The organism is Roseateles sp. (assembly GCF_036404855.1).
Taxonomy (GTDB): Bacteria; Pseudomonadota; Gammaproteobacteria; order Burkholderiales; family Burkholderiaceae_C; genus Pelomonas.
The window spans coordinates 1-17,856 of record NZ_DASWYS010000119.1 but is presented as its reverse complement, the minus strand read 5'-3'; the positions used below and the strand labels follow the sequence as shown (position 1 = coordinate 17,856).

At 69.0% G+C, this 17,856-nt stretch carries 18 protein-coding genes; 6 read left to right on the top strand and 12 right to left on the bottom strand.

The genetic code is table 11. The features are described 5' to 3' along the window. Positions 1 to 25: 25 nt before the first annotated feature. Positions 26 to 502, top strand: a complete 477-nt coding sequence (locus VGF12_RS07965) for a MarR family winged helix-turn-helix transcriptional regulator (protein WP_331175502.1) — start codon at positions 26 to 28, stop codon at positions 500 to 502. Next, a complete protein-coding gene (locus VGF12_RS07960; RefSeq protein WP_331175501.1) occupies positions 499 to 1,185 on the top strand; it encodes a GNAT family N-acetyltransferase in 687 nt (228 codons plus the stop codon). The genes VGF12_RS07965 and VGF12_RS07960 overlap by 4 nt, the downstream gene beginning before the upstream one ends. Here the strand turns inward: VGF12_RS07960 and VGF12_RS07955 are convergent. From VGF12_RS07955 to VGF12_RS07940, 4 genes are all read right to left on the bottom strand, one after another. Then, the gene (locus VGF12_RS07955) at positions 1,166 to 2,557 is read right to left on the bottom strand and encodes an efflux transporter outer membrane subunit (RefSeq protein ID WP_331175500.1); all 1,392 of its coding nucleotides are present in this window, start codon (positions 2,555 to 2,557) and stop codon (positions 1,166 to 1,168) included. The two genes, VGF12_RS07960 and VGF12_RS07955, sit on opposite strands and share 20 nt — an antisense overlap. Before the next feature lie 2 nt (positions 2,558 to 2,559). Continuing rightward, a complete protein-coding gene (locus tag VGF12_RS07950) occupies positions 2,560 to 5,793 on the bottom strand; it encodes an efflux RND transporter permease subunit (RefSeq protein ID WP_331175499.1) in 3,234 nt (1,077 codons plus the stop codon). Positions 5,794 to 5,903: 110 nt separating this feature from the next. Continuing rightward, positions 5,904 to 7,115: an efflux RND transporter periplasmic adaptor subunit gene (locus VGF12_RS07945; RefSeq protein WP_331175498.1), complete on the bottom strand. Its 1,212-nt coding sequence runs from the start codon at positions 7,113 to 7,115 to the stop codon at positions 5,904 to 5,906. Between the two features lie 19 nt (positions 7,116 to 7,134). Next, a complete protein-coding gene (locus VGF12_RS07940; RefSeq protein WP_331175497.1) occupies positions 7,135 to 7,917 on the bottom strand; it encodes an alpha/beta hydrolase in 783 nt (260 codons plus the stop codon). A gap of 128 nt (positions 7,918 to 8,045) precedes the next feature. Here VGF12_RS07940 and VGF12_RS07935 point away from each other — a divergent pair, with 128 nt between their 5' ends. After that, positions 8,046 to 8,978, top strand: coding sequence for a LysR family transcriptional regulator (locus tag VGF12_RS07935; RefSeq protein ID WP_331175496.1), 933 nt, complete (start codon positions 8,046 to 8,048; stop codon positions 8,976 to 8,978). A 7-nt stretch (positions 8,979 to 8,985) separates the two neighbouring features. Here VGF12_RS07935 and VGF12_RS07930 read toward each other — a convergent pair whose 3' ends face one another. The 7 genes from VGF12_RS07930 to trpE all read right to left on the bottom strand — a co-directional run bounded on the left by VGF12_RS07930 (position 8,986) and on the right by trpE (position 14,913). Then, on the bottom strand, positions 8,986 to 9,144 hold the full coding sequence (locus VGF12_RS07930; RefSeq protein ID WP_331175495.1) for a hypothetical protein: 159 nt from the start codon (positions 9,142 to 9,144) through the stop codon (positions 8,986 to 8,988). Between the two features lie 141 nt (positions 9,145 to 9,285). Beyond that, positions 9,286 to 9,972 carry a uracil-DNA glycosylase gene (locus VGF12_RS07925; RefSeq protein WP_331175494.1) on the bottom strand — a complete coding sequence of 229 codons (687 nt, stop codon included), beginning with the start codon at positions 9,970 to 9,972 and terminating at the stop codon, positions 9,286 to 9,288. Further along, positions 9,969 to 10,760: an indole-3-glycerol phosphate synthase TrpC gene (trpC, locus tag VGF12_RS07920; RefSeq protein ID WP_331175493.1), complete on the bottom strand. Its 792-nt coding sequence runs from the start codon at positions 10,758 to 10,760 to the stop codon at positions 9,969 to 9,971. The genes VGF12_RS07925 and trpC overlap by 4 nt, the downstream gene beginning before the upstream one ends. Further along, on the bottom strand, positions 10,760 to 11,794 hold the full coding sequence (gene trpD / locus VGF12_RS07915) for an anthranilate phosphoribosyltransferase (RefSeq protein ID WP_331175492.1): 1,035 nt from the start codon (positions 11,792 to 11,794) through the stop codon (positions 10,760 to 10,762). The genes trpC and trpD overlap by 1 nt, the downstream gene beginning before the upstream one ends. A 3-nt stretch (positions 11,795 to 11,797) precedes the next feature. Beyond that, the gene (gene ltaE / locus VGF12_RS07910) at positions 11,798 to 12,844 is read right to left on the bottom strand and encodes a low-specificity L-threonine aldolase (protein WP_331175491.1); all 1,047 of its coding nucleotides are present in this window, start codon (positions 12,842 to 12,844) and stop codon (positions 11,798 to 11,800) included. Then, positions 12,841 to 13,425, bottom strand: coding sequence for an aminodeoxychorismate/anthranilate synthase component II (locus VGF12_RS07905; RefSeq protein WP_331175490.1), 585 nt, complete (start codon positions 13,423 to 13,425; stop codon positions 12,841 to 12,843). The genes ltaE and VGF12_RS07905 overlap by 4 nt, the downstream gene beginning before the upstream one ends. Further along, positions 13,426 to 14,913, bottom strand: a complete 1,488-nt coding sequence (gene trpE, locus VGF12_RS07900; protein ID WP_331175489.1) for an anthranilate synthase component I — start codon at positions 14,911 to 14,913, stop codon at positions 13,426 to 13,428. 273 nt (positions 14,914 to 15,186) lie between these two features. On the opposite strand from trpE, the gene VGF12_RS07895 reads away from it, so the two are divergent. Continuing rightward, a complete protein-coding gene (locus tag VGF12_RS07895) occupies positions 15,187 to 15,786 on the top strand; it encodes a chalcone isomerase family protein (RefSeq protein ID WP_331175488.1) in 600 nt (199 codons plus the stop codon). A 21-nt stretch (positions 15,787 to 15,807) separates the two neighbouring features. On the opposite strand, the gene VGF12_RS07890 is transcribed toward VGF12_RS07895, so the two are convergent. Continuing rightward, complete coding sequence (locus tag VGF12_RS07890; RefSeq protein WP_331175487.1) at positions 15,808 to 16,272, bottom strand: MarR family winged helix-turn-helix transcriptional regulator; 465 nt, start codon at positions 16,270 to 16,272, stop codon at positions 15,808 to 15,810. Between the two features lie 172 nt (positions 16,273 to 16,444). On the opposite strand from VGF12_RS07890, the gene VGF12_RS07885 reads away from it, so the two are divergent. Both VGF12_RS07885 and VGF12_RS07880 read left to right on the top strand, forming a co-directional pair. Continuing rightward, positions 16,445 to 17,158, top strand: a complete 714-nt coding sequence (locus VGF12_RS07885; RefSeq protein ID WP_331175486.1) for a hypothetical protein — start codon at positions 16,445 to 16,447, stop codon at positions 17,156 to 17,158. Between the two features lie 122 nt (positions 17,159 to 17,280). Then, the coding region (locus VGF12_RS07880; protein ID WP_331175485.1) for a PAS domain-containing protein at positions 17,281 to 17,856 on the top strand (576 nt) is incomplete at its 3' end.

Below are 17,856 nucleotides of genomic sequence, written 5' to 3'. Positions count from 1 at the left end.
TGCAATTAATCTTGCAGGAGATGTCATGGTTGAGGATGTCGTCAGGGAGCTGGGCCATCTGAGCCTGGGCACGCGGCTCAAGCGCATCGGCGAGACCCTGCAGGCGCAGACGCAGGCCGTGCTGGCCGCACATGGCTTCGAGCAGCCGGCGGCCTGGTTCCCATTGCTGGCGGCACTCGATCGGCTGGGTGCCCTGAGCGTGGGTGAACTGAGCCAGGCCGTGGGCGTCAGCCAGCCGGTCATCACGCGCTCGCTGCGTGGGGTGGAAGAGGATGGGCTCGTCGAGTCCGCGGCCGACGAAGAGGACCGGCGCGTGCGCCGGGTCGCGTTGAGCCTCAAGGGGCGCGACCTGGTCCGGTGCGCGAAGCGCGAAGCCTGGCCCGCCATCGAGGCGACCGTGACCCAGGCCTGCGCGGGGCTGCAAGGCGATCTGCTCGCGCAGCTCGCGGCGCTCGAGGACGCGCTCAGTGATGCACCCCTGCTGCAGAGAACCCGGGCATGAGCAGCCACGACCTCGACCGGCCCGTCTGGGCCAGCCTGCAGCACCAGCCGCAGTGGGCCCTAGGCAGCGGTCTGGCGCGTCGTTTCAGGCGGGACATCAACCGCTTCGCGTCCGCGCGCGATGACGGCGACGAGAGCCTCGCCGCGCTCGCGGGCCTCGTGGAGGCGGGGGACGACATGGTCTACCTGGCCCAGGTGCCCGCCATCGCTGTGCCGCCACGCCTGCAGGTGGTGCAGGCCGCCGAGGGCGTGCAGATGATCGCGTCCCGCGCGCTGGCGGTCGACGCGGGCGACGACCTGGAAGTCCTCGGCGACGGCGATGCCGCGGACATGCTGGCACTGGCGACGCTGACCCAGCCCGGCCCGTTCCTGCCGCGCACCCACACCATGGGTCGCTTCGTCGGCGTGCGCATCGATGGCCGCCTGGCGGCGATGGCCGGCGAGCGCATGCGTTTCCCGGGCCATGTCGAGGTCAGCGCCGTCTGCACCCATCCGAACTTCCGCGGGCGTGGCCTGGCACGAAGGCTCTCGGCCGCCGTGACGGCCGAGATCCAGCGCCGCGGCGAACAGGCTTTCTTGCACGCCTGGACGACCAACACCGCGGCGATCGCGCTCTACGAAAGCCTGGGCTTCGTCACGCGCGCCACGGTGAATATCGCCGTCCTCAAACGCCGGCCAACTTGACCCCGTTGCTCCAGCCGCCCCCCAGCGCGCGGATCAGGCCCACCGTGGCCTGGTACTGCGCCGAGCGCACCTGCAGCGCCGAACGCCGGTTGGCCAGCTCGCTGCGGCGTGCGTCCAGCAGCTCCAGCTGGCTGACAAGGCCGTTGCGGTAGCGCGTGTCCGACAGTTTCAGCGCCTGGCCGGCCGCGCTGACGGCGCGGGCGCTCGCCTGCTCCTGGGCTTGCAGCAGCGACAGTGCGCCGAGCTGGTCCTCCACATCCTTCAGCGCCAGCAGGAACTGCTCGCGGAAGGCGATGGCCGAGCCGTCCACCTGTGCCTTCGCGGCGTTGACGCCGGCCTCGCGGCGCCCGCCGTCGAAGATTGGCAGTGCGCCCAGCAAGCCCACGCCCCAGGTGCCGGCACCACTTTTAAGCAGGTTGGACAGTTCGCTGGAGATGCCGCCGCCCTGCGCCGTCAACGACAGGTTGGGCCACCAGGCTGCCTGCGCGATGCCCACGCGGGCCTGCGCAGCCTGCAGCTGGCTGTGCGCGGCTGCCAGGTCGGGGCGGCGCTGCAGCAGCTCAGACGGCAGGCCCGCCGGCACGGCGGGTAGCGCCGTCGTCCAGGCGGTGGGCACGAGGCTGAAGTTCGAGGCCGGTTCACCGACCAGCACGGCCAAAGCCGTCTCCAGCTCGACGCGGCGACGGTCCAGCGCGAGCGCCTCAGCCTCGTTGGCGGCCAGCTCGGCGCGCACGCGCGCCAGGTCCAGGTCGGCGACGTCGCCTGCACGCGCGCGCTTCTCGGTCAGCGAGAGGGTCTCGCCATAGGCGGCCACGGTGTCGCGGACCAGGCCGCGCTCGGCGTCCAGCGCGCGCAGCGCCAGGTAGCCGCGCGCCACGTTGGCCTGCACCAGCAGGCGTGCGTCGGCGAGCAACTGCTCGCGGGACTGCACGTCCAGCGCCGCGGCATCGCGCTCGTGCAGCAGGCGACCGCCCAGGTCCAGCTCGTAGGCCAGATTCAGGCCGGCGCTGTATTGCGTCGCAGGTTGTGGCATCGGCTGGCCCGGCGTGGAGGCGCGGCCGGCACCGACGGACACGCCCACCTGTGGCAGCCGGCCGGCCTGCGCGGAACCCAGCGCCGCGCGCGCCTGGGCCAGCCGGCTGGCGGCTGCCTGCACGTTGGTGTTGGCCGTCATCGCGCGGGCGACCAGGTCTTCCAGCACCGGATCGGCGAAGGGCTGCCACCAGCTCGCGGTCAGCGCGGCTGCGCCGTTCGCGGCCTGTGACTTGTAGGCAGCGGGTGCCTGCGGCAGTTGCGACGGGTCGATGCTGCCGACCGAAGCGCAGCCGGCCAGCAGCAGCGCGGCGAAGAGCGAAGTCAGTTGAAGTTTCATGATTACTTTCCTCGTTGCGGCATGGCGTCGATGACGGGCTGCGCGTGGGATTCGGGGGCGACCGGGGAGGCCACCTGGCCACCGTGATGCCGCAGTGCGGCATTGCCGGTCAGGCGGCGCACGATGACGTAGAACAGCGGCGTCAGGAAAAGGCCGAACAGCGTCACGCCGATCATTCCGGCGAACACGGCCACGCCCATGGCCTGGCGCATCTCGGCGCCGGCGCCGGTGCTGAGCACCAGGGGCAGCACGCCCATGACGAAGGCCATCGACGTCATCAGGATGGGGCGCAGCCGCAGCCGGGCCGCTTCCAGTGCCGCTTGCATCGGCGTGCGGCCGGCGAACTCCAGCTCGCGGGCGAACTCGACGATCAGGATGGCGTTCTTCGCGGAGAGGCCGACGAGCACGATGAGGCCGATCTGCGTGAACACGTTGTTGTCGCCGTGGGTGAGCCACACGCCGGTCATCGCGGCGAGCAGGCCCATGGGCACGATGAGCAGGATGGCAATGGGCAGCGTCAGGCTCTCGTACTGCGCGGCCAGCACCAGGAACACCAGCAGGATGGCCAGCGGGAACACCCAGGCGGCCGAGTTGCCGGCGATCTTTTCCTGGTAGGTCAGGTCGGTCCACTCGTAGCCGATGCCGGGCGGCAGCGTCTCGGCGGCGATGCGCTCGACGGCGGCCTGCGCCTGGCCCGACGAGAAGCCGGGTGCGGCGCCGCCATTGATGTCGGCGGCCAGGAAGCCGTTGTAGCGCAGCGCGCGCTCGGGACCGAAGCTGGGCGTGACCTTCATCAGCGCGGACAGCGGCACCATGTCGCCGGTGGACGAGCGCACCTTCAGCGCACCAATGTCTTCGGCACGGGCGCGGTAGGCGGCATCCGCCTGAACGCGGACCGAGTAGGTGCGGCCGAAGGCGTTGAAGTCGTTCACGTACAGGCTGCCCAGGTAGATCTGCATCGTGTCGAACACGTCCGTCACGGCCACGCCGAGCTGGCGTGCCTTCGTGCGGTCGAGGTCGGCAAACAGCTGCGGAACGTTGACCTGGAAGCTGGAGAACAGGCCGGCGAGCTCCGGCGCCTGGGATGCCTTGGCCATGAAGGCCTTGACCGCGGCGTCCATCGCTTCGTAGCCCACGCCGCCGCGGTCCTCCAGCTGCAGCTTGAAGCCACCGGTGGTGCCCAGGCCCTGCACGGGCGGCGGCGGGAACATGACGATGAAGGCGTCCTCGATCTGGCCGTACTGCGCGTTCAGCGCGCCGGCGATGGCGCCGGCCGACAGGTCCTTGGTTTTGCGCTCCTCAAAGGGCTTCAGCGTCGCGAACACGATGCCCGAGCTGGCGCTATTCGTGAAGCCGTTGATGGACAGCCCGGGGAAGGCCACCGCATGCTCCACGCCCGGCGTCTTCAGCGTGATCTCCGTCATGCGGCGGATGACGTCTTCCGTGCGGTCCAGCGTGGCGCCATCGGGCAGCTGCGCGAAGCCGATCAGGTACTGCTTGTCCTGTCCCGGCACGAAGCCGCCGGGCACGGCCTTGAACAGGCCGGCCGTGGCCGCGACCAGGGCCAGGTAGACGATCATCATCAGCGCCTTGCGCGACATCAGCGTCTTCACGCCGCTGCCGTACTTGGTGGAGCCGCTCGCGAACAGCTTGTTGAAGCGCGCGAAGAAGCCGCCCAGCACGCGGTCCATGCCGCGCGTCAGCGCGTCCTTGGGCGCGTGGTGGTCCTTCAGCAACATCGCGGCCAGGGCGGGCGACAGGGTCAGCGAATTGATCGCGGAGATCACCGTCGAGATCGCGATGGTCAGCGCGAACTGCTTGTAGAACTGGCCCGTCAGGCCCGTGATGAAGGCCAGCGGCACGAACACCGAGATCAGCGTCAGCGCGATCGCGATGATGGGGCCCGACACCTCGCGCATCGCACGGTAGGTCGCGTCGCGCGGACTCAAGCCCGACGCGATGTTGCGCTCCACGTTCTCGACGACGACGATGGCGTCGTCCACGACGATACCGATGGCCAGGACCAGGCCGAACAGGCTCAGCGCATTGATCGAGAAGCCAAAGCCGTGCATCACCGCGAACGTGCCGACGATGGACACCGGCACGGCCAGCAGCGGGATGATGGACGCGCGCCAGGTCTGCAGGACCAGGATGACGACCAGCACGACCAGCGCGACGGCCTCAAGTAGCGTGTGGATGACCGACTCGATGGAGGCGCGCACGAACTGCGTCGGGTCGTAGACGATGGTGTAGTCCACGCCTTCGGGCATCGCGGCCTTCAGCTCGGCCATCGTGGCGCGCACGTTGGCGGAGATGTCCAGCGCATTGCCGCCGGGGGCCTGGAAGATCGGCACGGCGACGGCGGATTTGTTGTCCAGCAGCGAGCGCAGCGCGTACTCGCTGGCGCCCAGCTCGATGCGACCCAGGTCGCGCAGCCGCGTGACGGCACCCGAAGCCGATCCCACACCGGTCTTCACGATGATCTCCCCGAACTCCTCGACCGACTTCAGCCGGCCCTGCGCATTGACGGACAGCTGCAGGTCGATGCCTTGCAGGCCCGGCGACGCGCCGACGACGCCGGCCGCGGCCTGCACGTTCTGGCCCCGGATCGCCGCCACCACGTCGCTGGCGGATAGGCCGTGCTCGGCGACCTTTTGCGGGTCCAGCCAGATGCGCATGGAGTAGTCGCCCGACCCGAACAGCTGCACCTGGCCCACGCCCGGAATGCGCGCGAGGCGGTCCTTGACGTTGAGCAGCGCGTAGTTGCGCAGGTAGGTCATGTCGTAGCGCTCGTTGGGCGAGGTCAGGTGCACGACCATCGTCAGGTCGGGACTGCTCTTGACGGTCGTCACGCCCAGGCGCTTGACCTCCTCGGGCAGACGGGCCTCGGCCTGCGCGACGCGGTTCTGCACCTGCTGCTGCGCCTTGTCGGGGTCCGTGCCGAGCTTGAAGCTCACGGTCAGCGTCATCAGCCCGTCCGTCGTTGCCTGGCTGCTCATGTAGAGCATGTCCTCGACGCCGTTGATGGCCTCCTCCAGCGGCGTTGCCACCGTCTCGGCGATGACCTTGGGGTTGGCGCCGGGGTACTGGGCGCGCACGACGACCGAGGGCGGCACGACGTCGGGATATTCCGAGATCGGCAGCGCGCGGATCGACAGCAGGCCGCCGATGAAGATCAGCAGCGACAGCACGCCCGCGAAGATCGGGCGGTCGATGAAGAATTTGGAGAGATTCATGGGTGCTCCTGCGCGAGCGCTGCGGTTTCAGGCGACAGCACGCCCCCCGCAGGCCGGCTGGACCGGCCCGCAGACAGCGCTCGCGGGTGGGGGTTTGGGCTTTTCTTAGATCAGGAGGTCTTGGCCACGCCTTGCTGCGCGGCCAGTTCGGGTTTCGCGTCCATCGCGACATCCTTGGGCGCAAGCACCGAGCCCGGCCTCACGCGCTGCACGCCGCCGACGACGATGCGCTCGCCACCCTTCAGGCCGCTGGTCACGACGCGCAGGCCGTTCACGCTGGCGCCCAGGGTCACCGGCCGCCACTCGGCTTGGTTGCCCTGTCCGACGACGATGACGAAGCGCTTGTCCTGGTCGGTGCCGACGGCACGCTCGTTGACCAGCAGCGCGGCCTCGTCCTTGGCCTGCCCCATGCGCAACTTGGCGAACTGTCCCGGGATCAGGCGGCCGTCCTTGTTGTCGAACACGGCGCGCACGCGCAGCGTCCCGCTCTTGGCGTCCACCTGGTTGTCGACCAGTTGCAGCCGGCCGATCTGCGAGTCGCCGCCGCTGAGCATCTCCACGGGGATGCGCTCCATGCCGCGTCGGTTGGTCCCGCCGTCAGGGAGCGTGGCGAGCGCGCCGCTGACGATCTTCTCGTCGGCGTCGAAGCTGGCATAGATCGGGCTGACGGACACCAGCGTCGTCAGCACCGGTGCGCCGGCGCCGGCGGCGACCAGGTTGCCGGACGTCACCTCGATCTTGCCGACGCGGCCGGCCACCGGCGCGCGCACCTGCGTGTAGCCGAGGTTGAGCTGGGCCGTCTGCAGCGCGGCCTGCGCGGCACGCAGGTTGGCAGCGGCCTCGCGGGCCGCGTTGTCGCGCTCGTCGAAGTCGCGACGTGCGACGGCGCGCTCCTCCAGCAGCGCCTTGGAGCGGGCCAGCTCGCTCTGCGTGTAGCTGACGCGGGCCTGGGCGGCGGCCACCTGCGCCTCGACGCGGGCGACCTCGGCCTGGTAGGGCGCGGGGTCGATGCTGACCAGCAGGTCGCCGGCCTTCACGAGGCTGCCCTCGCGGAAGTGCACGGCCTGCACGGCGCCCGACACCCGGGCGCGCACGTCCACGCGGTCCACGGCTTCGAGCCGGCCGGAGAACTCGTTCCAGGCGGAGACCGGCTGGCTGAGCACTTCGGCGACGGACACCGGCGTGGCCGGCGGGGCGGCGGGGACGGCGTTGGCGCGTGCCGGCTGGCCGAACTGGCCAAGGCCCACGGTGCCGAGTGCGACGAGGGCGATGGCGCCGGCGATGAAGCCGAGGCGGCGGTTGAAGCGGGGGGTGGCCTTCATTTGTATTTCTCTCCGAGGGTCAAGCAGGATTCGATAGCGCCTGGCCGGTGGCCTGGCTGAGGAAGTCGTGGATGGGCGCCAGCACGTGCTCGGCGGCGATGGACGGCACGGTCAGGTCGTGCGCGCTGCCGCCGTGCTCACGCAGTGCGCTGGCATAGCGCAGCGCTTCGTCGTTCAGCGGATGGCCTGCCACGCTCAGCACCAGGGCCGGCGCCAGGCCGGCCAGGCGAGTGGCGTTCAGCGGCGTGGCGTAGGGGTGGTCCGCACGGGTGCAGTCACCCAGGTAGGCCTGCCAGCCCTTGGCATAGATGCACTGGCTGTCGCCGCATTCGCCCTCGCGCATGGAGGCGCTTCCCAGCTGCGGGTCCAGCATGGGCGAGATCAACAGCTGGCCGGCCAGCGTCGGCGCGCGCTGGTCGCGGGCCATCAGCGCCAGCGCGGCCGCGATGTTGCCGCCGGCCTCCTCGCCGGCGACGAACAGCGCCGTCTGCGCGCTGCCGGTGAGCTTGGAGGGCTTGGCCGCGAGGGCCTGCAGGGCGTCGAACGCGGCGACCAGACTGGCCGGGAACGGGTGCTCGGGCGCCAGCGGGTAGTCGAGCCCGACGACGTCGGCGCCCGCCTCGGCCAGCAGTTCGCAGCGCGCATGGGCAGCCGCGCAGGAGCCTTCGGTGAAGGTGCCGGGGTGCAGGTAGAGCAGCAGCGCGCGGCCACCGCTGTCCAGCGGGCGGCGCGCGGCGAACACGCAGGCGTTCAGCCCCGGTGCGGGGCCGAGGCGCAAAGTCGATGAGGCCATCTTGTCCATGGTCCGAAAGATAGAGGTTGGTTGCCCGCCGATAAACGGCCCTAAAGACGACTCACTTTTCTTCCGCATGGAACAATCGAAATTCCCGCATCGCCCGTAGGGGCGCGTCCCAACCCACGCTGATGCCGATGGACCGACTCCAAGCCATGCAAGCCTATGTCCGGGTCGTCGAGGCCGGCACCTTCACGAAGGCGGCCGACTCGCTGGACCTGCCCAAGGCCACGGTCACCCGTCTGATTCAGACGCTGGAAAGCCACCTGCGCACCAAGCTGCTGAACCGCACGACGCGCCGTGTGACCGTCACGCCCGACGGTGCCGCGTACTACGAGCGCGCGATGCGGTTGCTCTCCGATCTGGAGGAGCTGGAAGGCAGCATGAACCAGGCGCGCATGACGCCGCGCGGCCGCATCCGCATTGACGTGCCGGGCGTCGTGGGCCGCGAGATGATCATTCCGCACCTGCCGGACTTCTATGCGAAGTACCCGGACATCCAGATCGAGATGGGCGTCAGCGACCGGCCGGTGGACCTGATCGGCGACAACGTGGATTGCGTGATCCGCGGCGGCGAGTTGACCGACCAGAGTCTGGTCGCGCGGCGCATCGGCGAGTTCCGATTCATCACCTGCGCGACGCCTGAGTACCTGCGCCGCCACGGCACGCCCGCGCACCCGCGCGAACTGGGCGAGGCACCGCATCGCATGGTGGGCTACTTCTCCGCACGCACCGGCAAGGTGGTGGGCGACACCTTCCGTCGGGGTGACGAGGTGGTGGAGGTGGTCGGCAACCACGTCGTCGCCGTCAACGATGCGAACGCCTACCTGAATGCCGGCATGGCCCATCTGGGCGCCGTGCAGGTGACCTGCTTCATGGCTGGGCCGCTGCTGAAGCGCGGCGAGCTGGTGCGCATCCTGGAGGACTGGGATACCGACCCGGTGCCCGTCTACGTCGTCTACCCGCCCAACCGCCACCTCAGCAGCAAGCTGCGTGTGTTCGTCGACTGGGTCGTTGAGTTGATCGGCCGCGAGGCGCTGGGCGGCGTGAAGATGCGCTGTACGGCCTGAGCGGGGCTCAGGCCTCGTCGTTGCCGGCGGAGACGATGACGGTCTGGCCGAAGTCTTCGGCCGCGGGCGCCGGCGCGTTGATCGCCAGCACCATGCCGGCCGCCAGCGCCGTGACGGCCGTCGCGGCGGTGATCAGCGAGAACAGGGATCGGGTGTTGTTGTTCATGGTGACTCTCCTGGTCGGTGCCCGGTGGTGAGGGTGTGCCGACAGGTTGTCACTGTAGGAATTGCGTCGCCCGAGAAAAAGCCGTTCCCATAGAACGGCGAGTTGCTGCTGGCGGAACAATCCCGCCCGCTTGACCTCGACTCAGGCCTTGCGCGGGGCGCCCCGGCCGCGCTCTTCCAGCCAGGCCTTGGCCGTCGAAAAGTGGCCGCAGCCGATGAAGGGACGAGGTGGCTTCAGCGCGGACAGCGGCGACGGGTGGTTGGCCTTCAGCAGCAGGTGTTCCTGGCCAGACGCCTCGATCAGGGGCGCTTTGGCCTGGGCGTAGTTGCCCCAGAGCATGAAGACCTTGGGCGCTGGGTCCTCGGCCGCGGCCTTGATGAGGGCGTCCGTCAGCGCTTCCCAGCCCTGGTTGGCGTGGCTGGCGGGCTTGCCGTCCTCCACGGTCAGCACGGCGTTCAGCAGCAGCGTGCCGCCCTCGGCCCAGCGCACGAGGCTTCCGTCGGGGGGAAAGGGCTTGCCCAGGTCGCGCTGGATCTCCTTGAAGATGTTGCGCAGGCTGGGCGGCAGCGGCACGCCGGGCGGCACGCTGAAGCTCAGGCCCTCCGCCTGGCCGGGGCCGTGGTAGGGATCCTGACCCAGGATGACGACGCGCGTGCTGGCCAGGGGCGTGAGCGTCAGCGCGCGCAGCGGCTCGGGCGGGTAGATGGTGGCGTCGGCGGCGACACGCTGTCCGAGGAAGGCCTGCAGCCGCTGGCCGGCGGGCGACGCGGCCCAGGCTTCGACGACGGGCCGCCAATCGGTGTCGGGCAATGGCAGCGGCAGCTTCATCCGAACAAGTGTGCCAGCGCCTGGCCGGGGTCCGGCGCGCGCATGAAGGCCTCGCCGACGAGGAAGGCGTTGACGTTGGCATCGCGCATGCGTTTCACATCCGCCTTGCCGAGGATGCCGGACTCCGTCACCAGCAGGCGGTCGACCGGCACGCGGGGCAGCAGGCCGAGCGTCGTGTCCAGCGTGACCTCGAAGGTGCGCAAGTTGCGGTTGTTGATGCCGACCAGCGGCGTTTTCAGCCGCAGCGCGCGATCCAGTTCCTCGCCGTCATGGACCTCGACGAGCACGTCCAGGCCCAGGGCGTGGGCGGCGGCCTCAAGATCGGCCATCTGCGAGTCGGCCAGACAGGCAGCGATCAGCAGGATGCAGTCGGCCCCCATCGCGCCCGCCTCCATGACCTGGTACTCGTCCACCATGAAGTCCTTGCGCAGCACCGGCAGCTCGCAGGCGGCGCGGGCGGCCTGCAGGTAGGCCACCGAGCCCTGGAAGAAGTGCTCGTCGGTCAGCACGCTCAAGCATGCCGCACCGTGGCGGGCATAGCTCTCGGCAATGGCGGCGGGGCGGAAGTCCTCGCGCAGCACGCCCTTGCTGGGGCTGGCCTTCTTGACCTCAGCGATGACACCCGCGTGACCCGCCCCGATCTTGGCCCGCAGCGCGTGCTCGAAGCCCCGCTGTTCGCCCTTGCGGGCCTCGGCCTCTTCGCGTTGGGACGCCAGTGATCGCTTGGCTTTGGCGGCGGCGATCTCTTCCCATTTGACCTCGACGATGCGATTCAGGATGTCGGCCATCAGCTCTTCCCCAGGCCTTGCGTCTCCTTGACGAAGGCATCGAGCTTGGCACGCGCGGCGCCACTGTCCAGCGCCTGGCGGGCACGGGCAATGCCATCGGGCAGCGTGGCCGCCACATTGGCTGCGTACAGCGTCGCGCCGGCGTTCAGCAGCACGATGTCGCGCGCCGGTCCGGGCTGGCCGTCCAGCACGCCGATCAGCATCTGGCGCGACTGCTCGGGGCCTTCCACCTTCAGACTGCGGTTGCTGGCCATCGCGAAGCCGAAGTCCTCGGGATGGATTTCGTACTCGCGCACGGCGCCATCCTTGAGTTCTCCCACCAGCGTCGTCGCGCCCAGCGAGATCTCGTCCATGCCGTCCTTGCCATAGACGACCAGGGCGTGCTCGGCGCCCAGGCGCTGCAGCACCCGCACCTGGATGCCGACGAGGTCGGGGTGGAAGACGCCCATGAGGATGTTGGGCGCACCGGCCGGGTTGGTCAGCGGGCCCAGGATGTTGAAAATGGTGCGCACGCCGAGTTCGCGGCGCACCGGGGCGATGTTCTTCATCGCCGGGTGGTGGTTTGGCGCGAACATGAAGCCGATGCCGCACTCGGCCACCGAGGCGGCCACCTGGCGCGGCGTCAGCTGGATGTTGGCGCCGAGGGCCTCCAGCACGTCGGCGCTGCCGGTCTTGCTGCTGACGCTGCGGTTGCCATGCTTGGCCACCTGGGCGCCGGCCGCGGCGGCGACGAACATCGAGCAGGTCGTGATATTGAAGCTGTGCGCACCGTCGCCGCCCGTGCCGACGACGTCGACGAGGTGGGGCAGGGGGCCGAGCGGCACCTTGTTGCTCAGTTCGCGCATGACCTGCGCCGCGGCGGTGATCTCGCCGATGGTTTCCTTCTTCACGCGCAGGCCGGTGATGAGGGCCGCGGCGATGACGGGCGACATCTCGCCGGCCATGATGCGGCGCATCAGCGTCAGCATCTCGTCGTGGAAGATCTCGCGGTGCTCGATGACGCGAGTCAGGGCTTCGTTGTCGGTGATCGGCATGGCTCAGCTCTTGAAGAAGTCGGCGGCGGAGGCGATGGCATGTTCGATGCCGGCGGCATCGACATCCAGATGGGTCACGAAGCGCAGGCCGATGAGGCCGGTGGCCAGCACGCCGCGCGCCTTCAGGTGCTCCAGCAGTGCCGGGCCGCGACCATCGCTGACCTGGACGAAGACGATATTGGTTTGCGGTGGCGTGACGGTGACACCGGGCAGGGCGGCCAGCCCCTCGGCCAGGCGCCTGGCCAGCGCGTGGTCGTCGGCCAGTCGCGCGACGTGATGGGTCAGCGCATGGTCGGCCGCGGCGGCCAGCAGGCCGACCTGGCGCAGTCCGCCGCCTACCATCTTGCGGATGCGGTGGGCGCGATGGATGAGTTCGCGTGAGCCCACCAGCATGGAGCCTACGGGGGCGCCCAGGCCCTTGCTGAAGCAGATGGAGACCGAGTCGAAATGGCGCGCCAGCTCGGTCACCGTGCGGCCGGAGGCGACCGCGGCATTGAACAGGCGGGCGCCGTCCAGATGGGTGTAAAGGCCGCGTGAATGGGCCAGCTCGCAGGCCGCGGCCACGTAGCTGGCCGGCAGCACGTTGCCGCTCCAGGTGTTCTCGAGCGCCAGCAGTCGCGTGCGTGCGAAGTGCGGGTCGTCGGGCTTGATGGCGGCGGCGATGTCTTCCAGCCGGATCGACCCGTCCGGCTGGTTGGGCAGTGGCTGGGGCTGGATGCTGCCCAGCACGGCCGCGCCGCCGCCCTCGTAGCGGTAGGTGTGGGCGAGCTGACCGACGAGGTACTCGTCGCCGCGGCCGCAATGGGACATCAGGCCGCAGAGGTTGCTCTGCGTGCCGCTGCTCATGAAGAGGGCCGCCTCCTTGCCGAGCAAGGCGGCCACGCGCTCCTGCAGCGCGTTGACGGTGGGGTCGTCCCCACAGACGGCGTCGCCGACCTTGGCGGCCTTGATGGCCTCCAGCATGGCGGGCGTCGGTTTGGTGACCGTGTCGCTGCGCAAGTCGACGACGGCATCGCCGCCGTGCCCCGAGCCGGGTGCGTAGTCGCTCATGCCTTCAGCTCCAGAAAGTTGCGCAGCATCGCGTGGCCATGTTCGCTGAGGATGGACTCGGGGTGGAACTGCACCCCCTCCATCGGCGTGGCCGTGCCCGCCAGTTCTCGGTGGCGCACGCCCATGATCTCGCCGTCGTCGCTGCGCGAGGTGATCTCCAGCACCGCCGGGCCGCTGGCCTCCTCGATGACGAGGGAGTGGTAGCGGATCACCGAGAAGTCCTTGGGCAGGCCGGTGTAGACGCCGCGCTGGTCGGTCGTGATGGTGCTGGCCTTGCCATGCATCTGGTGCCGGGCGCGGATGATCTTGCCGCCCAGGGCCTGGCCCATGGACTGGTGGCCCAGGCACACGCCGAGCAGCGGCTTCTTGCCCATGAAGTGCTGGATGGCCTCCACGCAGACGCCGGCCTCGTTGGGCGTGCAGGGGCCGGGCGAGAAGACGATGTGGTCGGGGTTCAGCGCGGCCATCTCGGCCACGGTGATCTCGTCGTTGCGCGCCACCTTCACGTCGGCGCCCAGTTCACCGAAGTACTGGACGATGTTGAACGTGAAGCTGTCGTAGTTGTCGATCATCAGCAGCATTTAGAAGCCCTCCTCGACGAGTTCAGCCGCACGGAGCAGGGCGCGCGCCTTGGCCTCTGTTTCCTGCCATTCCAGCTCGGGCACGGAGTCGGCGACAACGCCTGCCGCCGCCTGCACGTACAGCGTGCCGTTCTTGATGATGCCGGTGCGGATGGCAATGGCCAGATCCATGTCGCCGGCAAAGCTGAGGTAGCCGCAGGCGCCGCCGTAGATGCCGCGCTGCACGGGCTCCAGCTCGTCGATCAGCTCCATCGCCCTGACCTTGGGCGCGCCGGTCAGCGTGCCGGCGGGGAAGGTGGCCTTGAGCACGTCCAGCTGGCCGACCTCGGGGCGCAGCACGCCCTCGACGTTGGAGACGATGTGCATGACGTGCGAGTAGCGCTCGACGACGAAGGCCTGCGTGACCTTGACGCTTCCCACGCGGGCGATGCGGCCGATGTCGTTGCGGGCCAGGTCGATCAGCATCAGATGCTCGGCGCGCTCCTTGGGGTCCGCCTGCAGTTCGGCTTCCAGCGCCAGGTCGCGCTCGGGTGTCGCGCCGCGCGGACGGGTGCCCGCCAGTGGCCGGATCGTGACCTTGCGCGAACCGTCGCCCGAATGCTCCTCGCGCACCAGGATCTCAGGGCTGGCGCCGACGATCTGGAAGTCGCCCAGGTCGTAGAAGTACATGTAGGGGCTGGGGTTCAGCGCCCTGAGGGCCCGGTACAGCGCGATGGGCTCGGCCTTGTAGGGCTTCGAGATGCGCTGACCCACCTGCACCTGCATCAGGTCACCGGCGGCGATGTAGTCCTTGGCCTTGGCGACGGCTTGCAGGTAGTCGGCCTTGGTGAAGCCGCGCGTCACCGGGTGGGACTCGCTGCGCGGCACACGCGGCACGCTGACGGAGTAGGTCAGCTTGTCGCGCAGCTGCGAGAGCCTTTTCTTGGCGCGGAAATAGGCCTCGGGTTGGCGCGGGTCGGCCCAGACGATGAGGTAGAGGCGGCCGGAGAGGTTGTCGATGACGGCGACTTCCTCGGACAGCAGCAGCACGATGTCAGGCGTGCCGAGCGACTCGCCCTTGTGCTCGCGGTCCAGGCGCTTCTCGATGGCGCGCACGGCTTCGTAGCCGAAGTAGCCGGCCAGTCCGCCGCAAAAGCGCGGCAGGCCGGCGGGGATCCTGGGCTTGATGCGCTCCTGGTAGGCGGCGATGAAGTCCAGCGGGTTGCCTTCGTACGTCTCGACGACGGCGCCCTCGGTCAGCACCTCGCAATGCTGGCCCGTCGCGCGGATCAGCGTGCGCGCCGGCAGGCCGATGAAGGAATAGCGTCCGAAGCGCTCGCCGCCGACGACGGACTCCAGCAGGAAGCTGTTGCGGCCCTGGCCGGAACCGGCGCAGAGCTTGAGGTAGAGGGACAGCGGGGTTTCGAGATCCGCAAAGGCCTCGCTGATGAGCGGGATGCGGTTGTAGCCCTCGGAAGCGAGGCTCTGGAATTCGAGTTCGGTGATCACGTCTCAAACCTTGAAAAGACAGTTTTCAGGGCTTGGCGTGCAGCCCGGTGGAACACGGGCAACGCGGAAGGAAGCGCGTCAGGGCGCGCCAAGCGGCATCAGGCTAGGGCTGACCAGCGACGCCAGGGCCAGGCTCCCCGGTCGCTCGACCCCGTGATGTGCTTGCGCGTGATGAACATGATCGGGTCAGTGTATCAGCCGGGTTTTCGCCATCTCGGGCCATACTTCGCCTCGCGAAGAGGCCGCTATCGCGGCACGAAAACGGAGCGAGACATGCGCGCATTCATCGTCGCGGCACTGCTGGCCGCAGCCGGGCTGTGTGGCGGGACGGCCCGGGCCCAGGCGGTCGAGGTGGCCAATGTGAAGTACGAGCCAACGATCGATCTGGCTGGCCAGAAGCTGCAGCTCAATGGTGCGGGCATCCGCTACAAGTTCGTCGTCAAGGTCTACACGGCGGGGCTGTACCTGACGCACAAGGCCAGCACGACGCCAGAGGTGCTGGCCACGGCCGGCCCCAAGCGCATCCACATCCAGATGCTGCGCGACATCGATGGCAACGAGCTGGGCAAGCTGTTCACCAAGGGCATCGAGGCCAACGTGACGCGCGAGGAGTTCTCCAAGAGCATCAACGGCGTGCTCAAGCTCAGCGAGGTCTTCGCCAGCCGCAAGCAGCTCAACAGTGGCGAGAACTTCTCGGTGGATTACGTACCGGGCGTCGGCTCCACCGTGCTGCTCAACGGCAAGCCCATCGGCGACACCATCAAGGAGCCCGAGTTCTTCAGCGCCCTGCTGCGCATCTGGCTGGGCGACAAGCCCGCCGACGACGGGCTGAAGGATTCGCTGCTCGGCGTCAAGCGCGAGCGCCGGCGCTGACGCGGCGCCCCGCCGGCGACCTCACTGAGGGGCCGGCGACGGCCCCGGGCGGTGCACGCTGGTCAGCAGCCCGAGCAGTTCCATCAACGTGGCGGCCTGCTCCGGGCTGAGCACGGCCAGCAGGCCTTCGCTCGCTCGGCCACTGGCCTTTTCGGCCCGCGACAGCAGCAGGCGCCCCGACCGGGTCAGGGCCAGCAGGCTGCGCCGCTTGTCGGAAGGATCGTCGGCCACGCTCACCAGGTCGCGCTCGCGAAGCAGGCGCACGACCAGCGACATCGTGGCGCGGTCCAGCGCGATCACGCGGCCGAGCTCGTTCTGGCTGATCGGTGCGCGATGGCGCAGGGCGAACAGCGTGGCGTACTGCGCAGGGGTCAGGTCCAGGTCCGCGCAGGCCTCGGCAAAGGCCGCGCTGGCGACTTGATGCGCGCGCCGGATCAGGAAGTCCGGACTGTCGTAGAGCCTGTCCAAGGCGTCATTCGTGGGCATGTGACGGTGCGGAGCTCGTGCGGGTGGGCGCCGGGTGTGCAGGAAATGATAGCGAGAGTGTGTCGGGGCGCGCCTGCGTGACACCCAGGTCGGGGATGCCGGATGCTTAAACCATACGGACAATGTGGTTATGAGGAAGGCTGCGCTGATTGTCGAGGCCGATGAGTTGCGCATGCGGACTCTCGCCAGCTTGTTGAACGAGGCTGGCTATCGCGCTGAATGTTGTGTTGATGCCGAGGCAGCCATTGCATGGCTGGAGGTGGGCGAGGCCGCTGCATGGCTGGCCATCGACCTGGACCACGGCGCCGACACGCTCAGGTTGCTGAGATCCTTCCACTGCACCCACGATCTGCCGCCGCTGCTGGCGATGACGCGGGGCATCGATGCGGTGCGCACCGCCGAGGCGCTGGCCGATGGCGTTGCGCTGGTCCTGGACTGGGCTGCGCCGGCGGACGTGCTGCGTCAGGCCTTGCAGGCCCTGCCGCCGGCTGGCGTCAAAGGCCCGAGCGGGTCGGAGGTGTTCGGTCTTCATCTCGGCGCCGCCGGGCTGGAGGCGCGAATCGGTTTGGCCCAGGTCATCGAGCAGCAGGGCCGAAGGCTGCTGCAGGAGGCCGTGCACGGCTGGCTGGCGGGCCGAACCAAGGACGCCGCCGCCGCCGCGACGCGGCTTGAACAGGTGGCGCGCCGGCTGGGGGCCCATGGCCTGGTCAGCGCCTGCCGGCAACTTGCGGGTGAGGGCGGTACCGGCCTGCTGCTGCAGCAGCGTGCGATGCGTGTCAGGCAGGAGCTCGATGGCCTGGTGTGCGGCCTGGGCCGGGCGGCACTCGATGCGCCGCGCTGGGTGCGCGAAGGCGAACTCGACGGCCTGCCGAGCCGACCTTCTTAGGTCTTTCGGGTGTGACTTATTTGTTCGAGATCAAACATATTTGAAATATCGTTTGATATCGATCATGATTCGGATTGGCCACGTCAACGTGGACGAAGGCCTTTCCAAGGGAGTCGTGCCAGATGCGAGACAACCAACCCGTGACGCGGCAGGAGCACAAGGTGCCAGAGGGCGCGACGCTGATGTCGACGACCGACCTGGACAGTCGGATCGTCTATGCCAACGGCGTCTTCACCGAGGTCAGCGGTTTCTCGCACGAGGAGTTGGTGGGGGAACCCCACAACCTGGTGCGCCACCCCGACATGCCGCGCGCCGCGTTTGCCGACATGTGGGCCACGCTCAAGCGGGGCCAGTCGTGGTCGGCGCTGGTCAAGAACCGGCGCAAGGACGGCGCCTTCTACTGGGTGCGCGCCAACGCCACGATGGTGCGGCGGGGCGGTCGCCCCTGTGGCTACATGTCGGTGCGCACGCCGGTGGGGCCCGAAGAGGTCGCACAGGCCGAGCATCTGTACCAGCGCTTTCGCGATGGGCTGATGCGAGGCTGGACCTTCCGCCAGGGCCTGCTGGTTCGATCGGACTGGCTCAAGCCGCTGAGCGCCTGGCGCCTGATGTCGCTGCAGGGGCGGCTGCTGTTCGCGGGTGTGCTCGCGGCGACGCTGGCACTGCTGCCGGTGCAGTTCGCAGGCCCCACGCCGCTG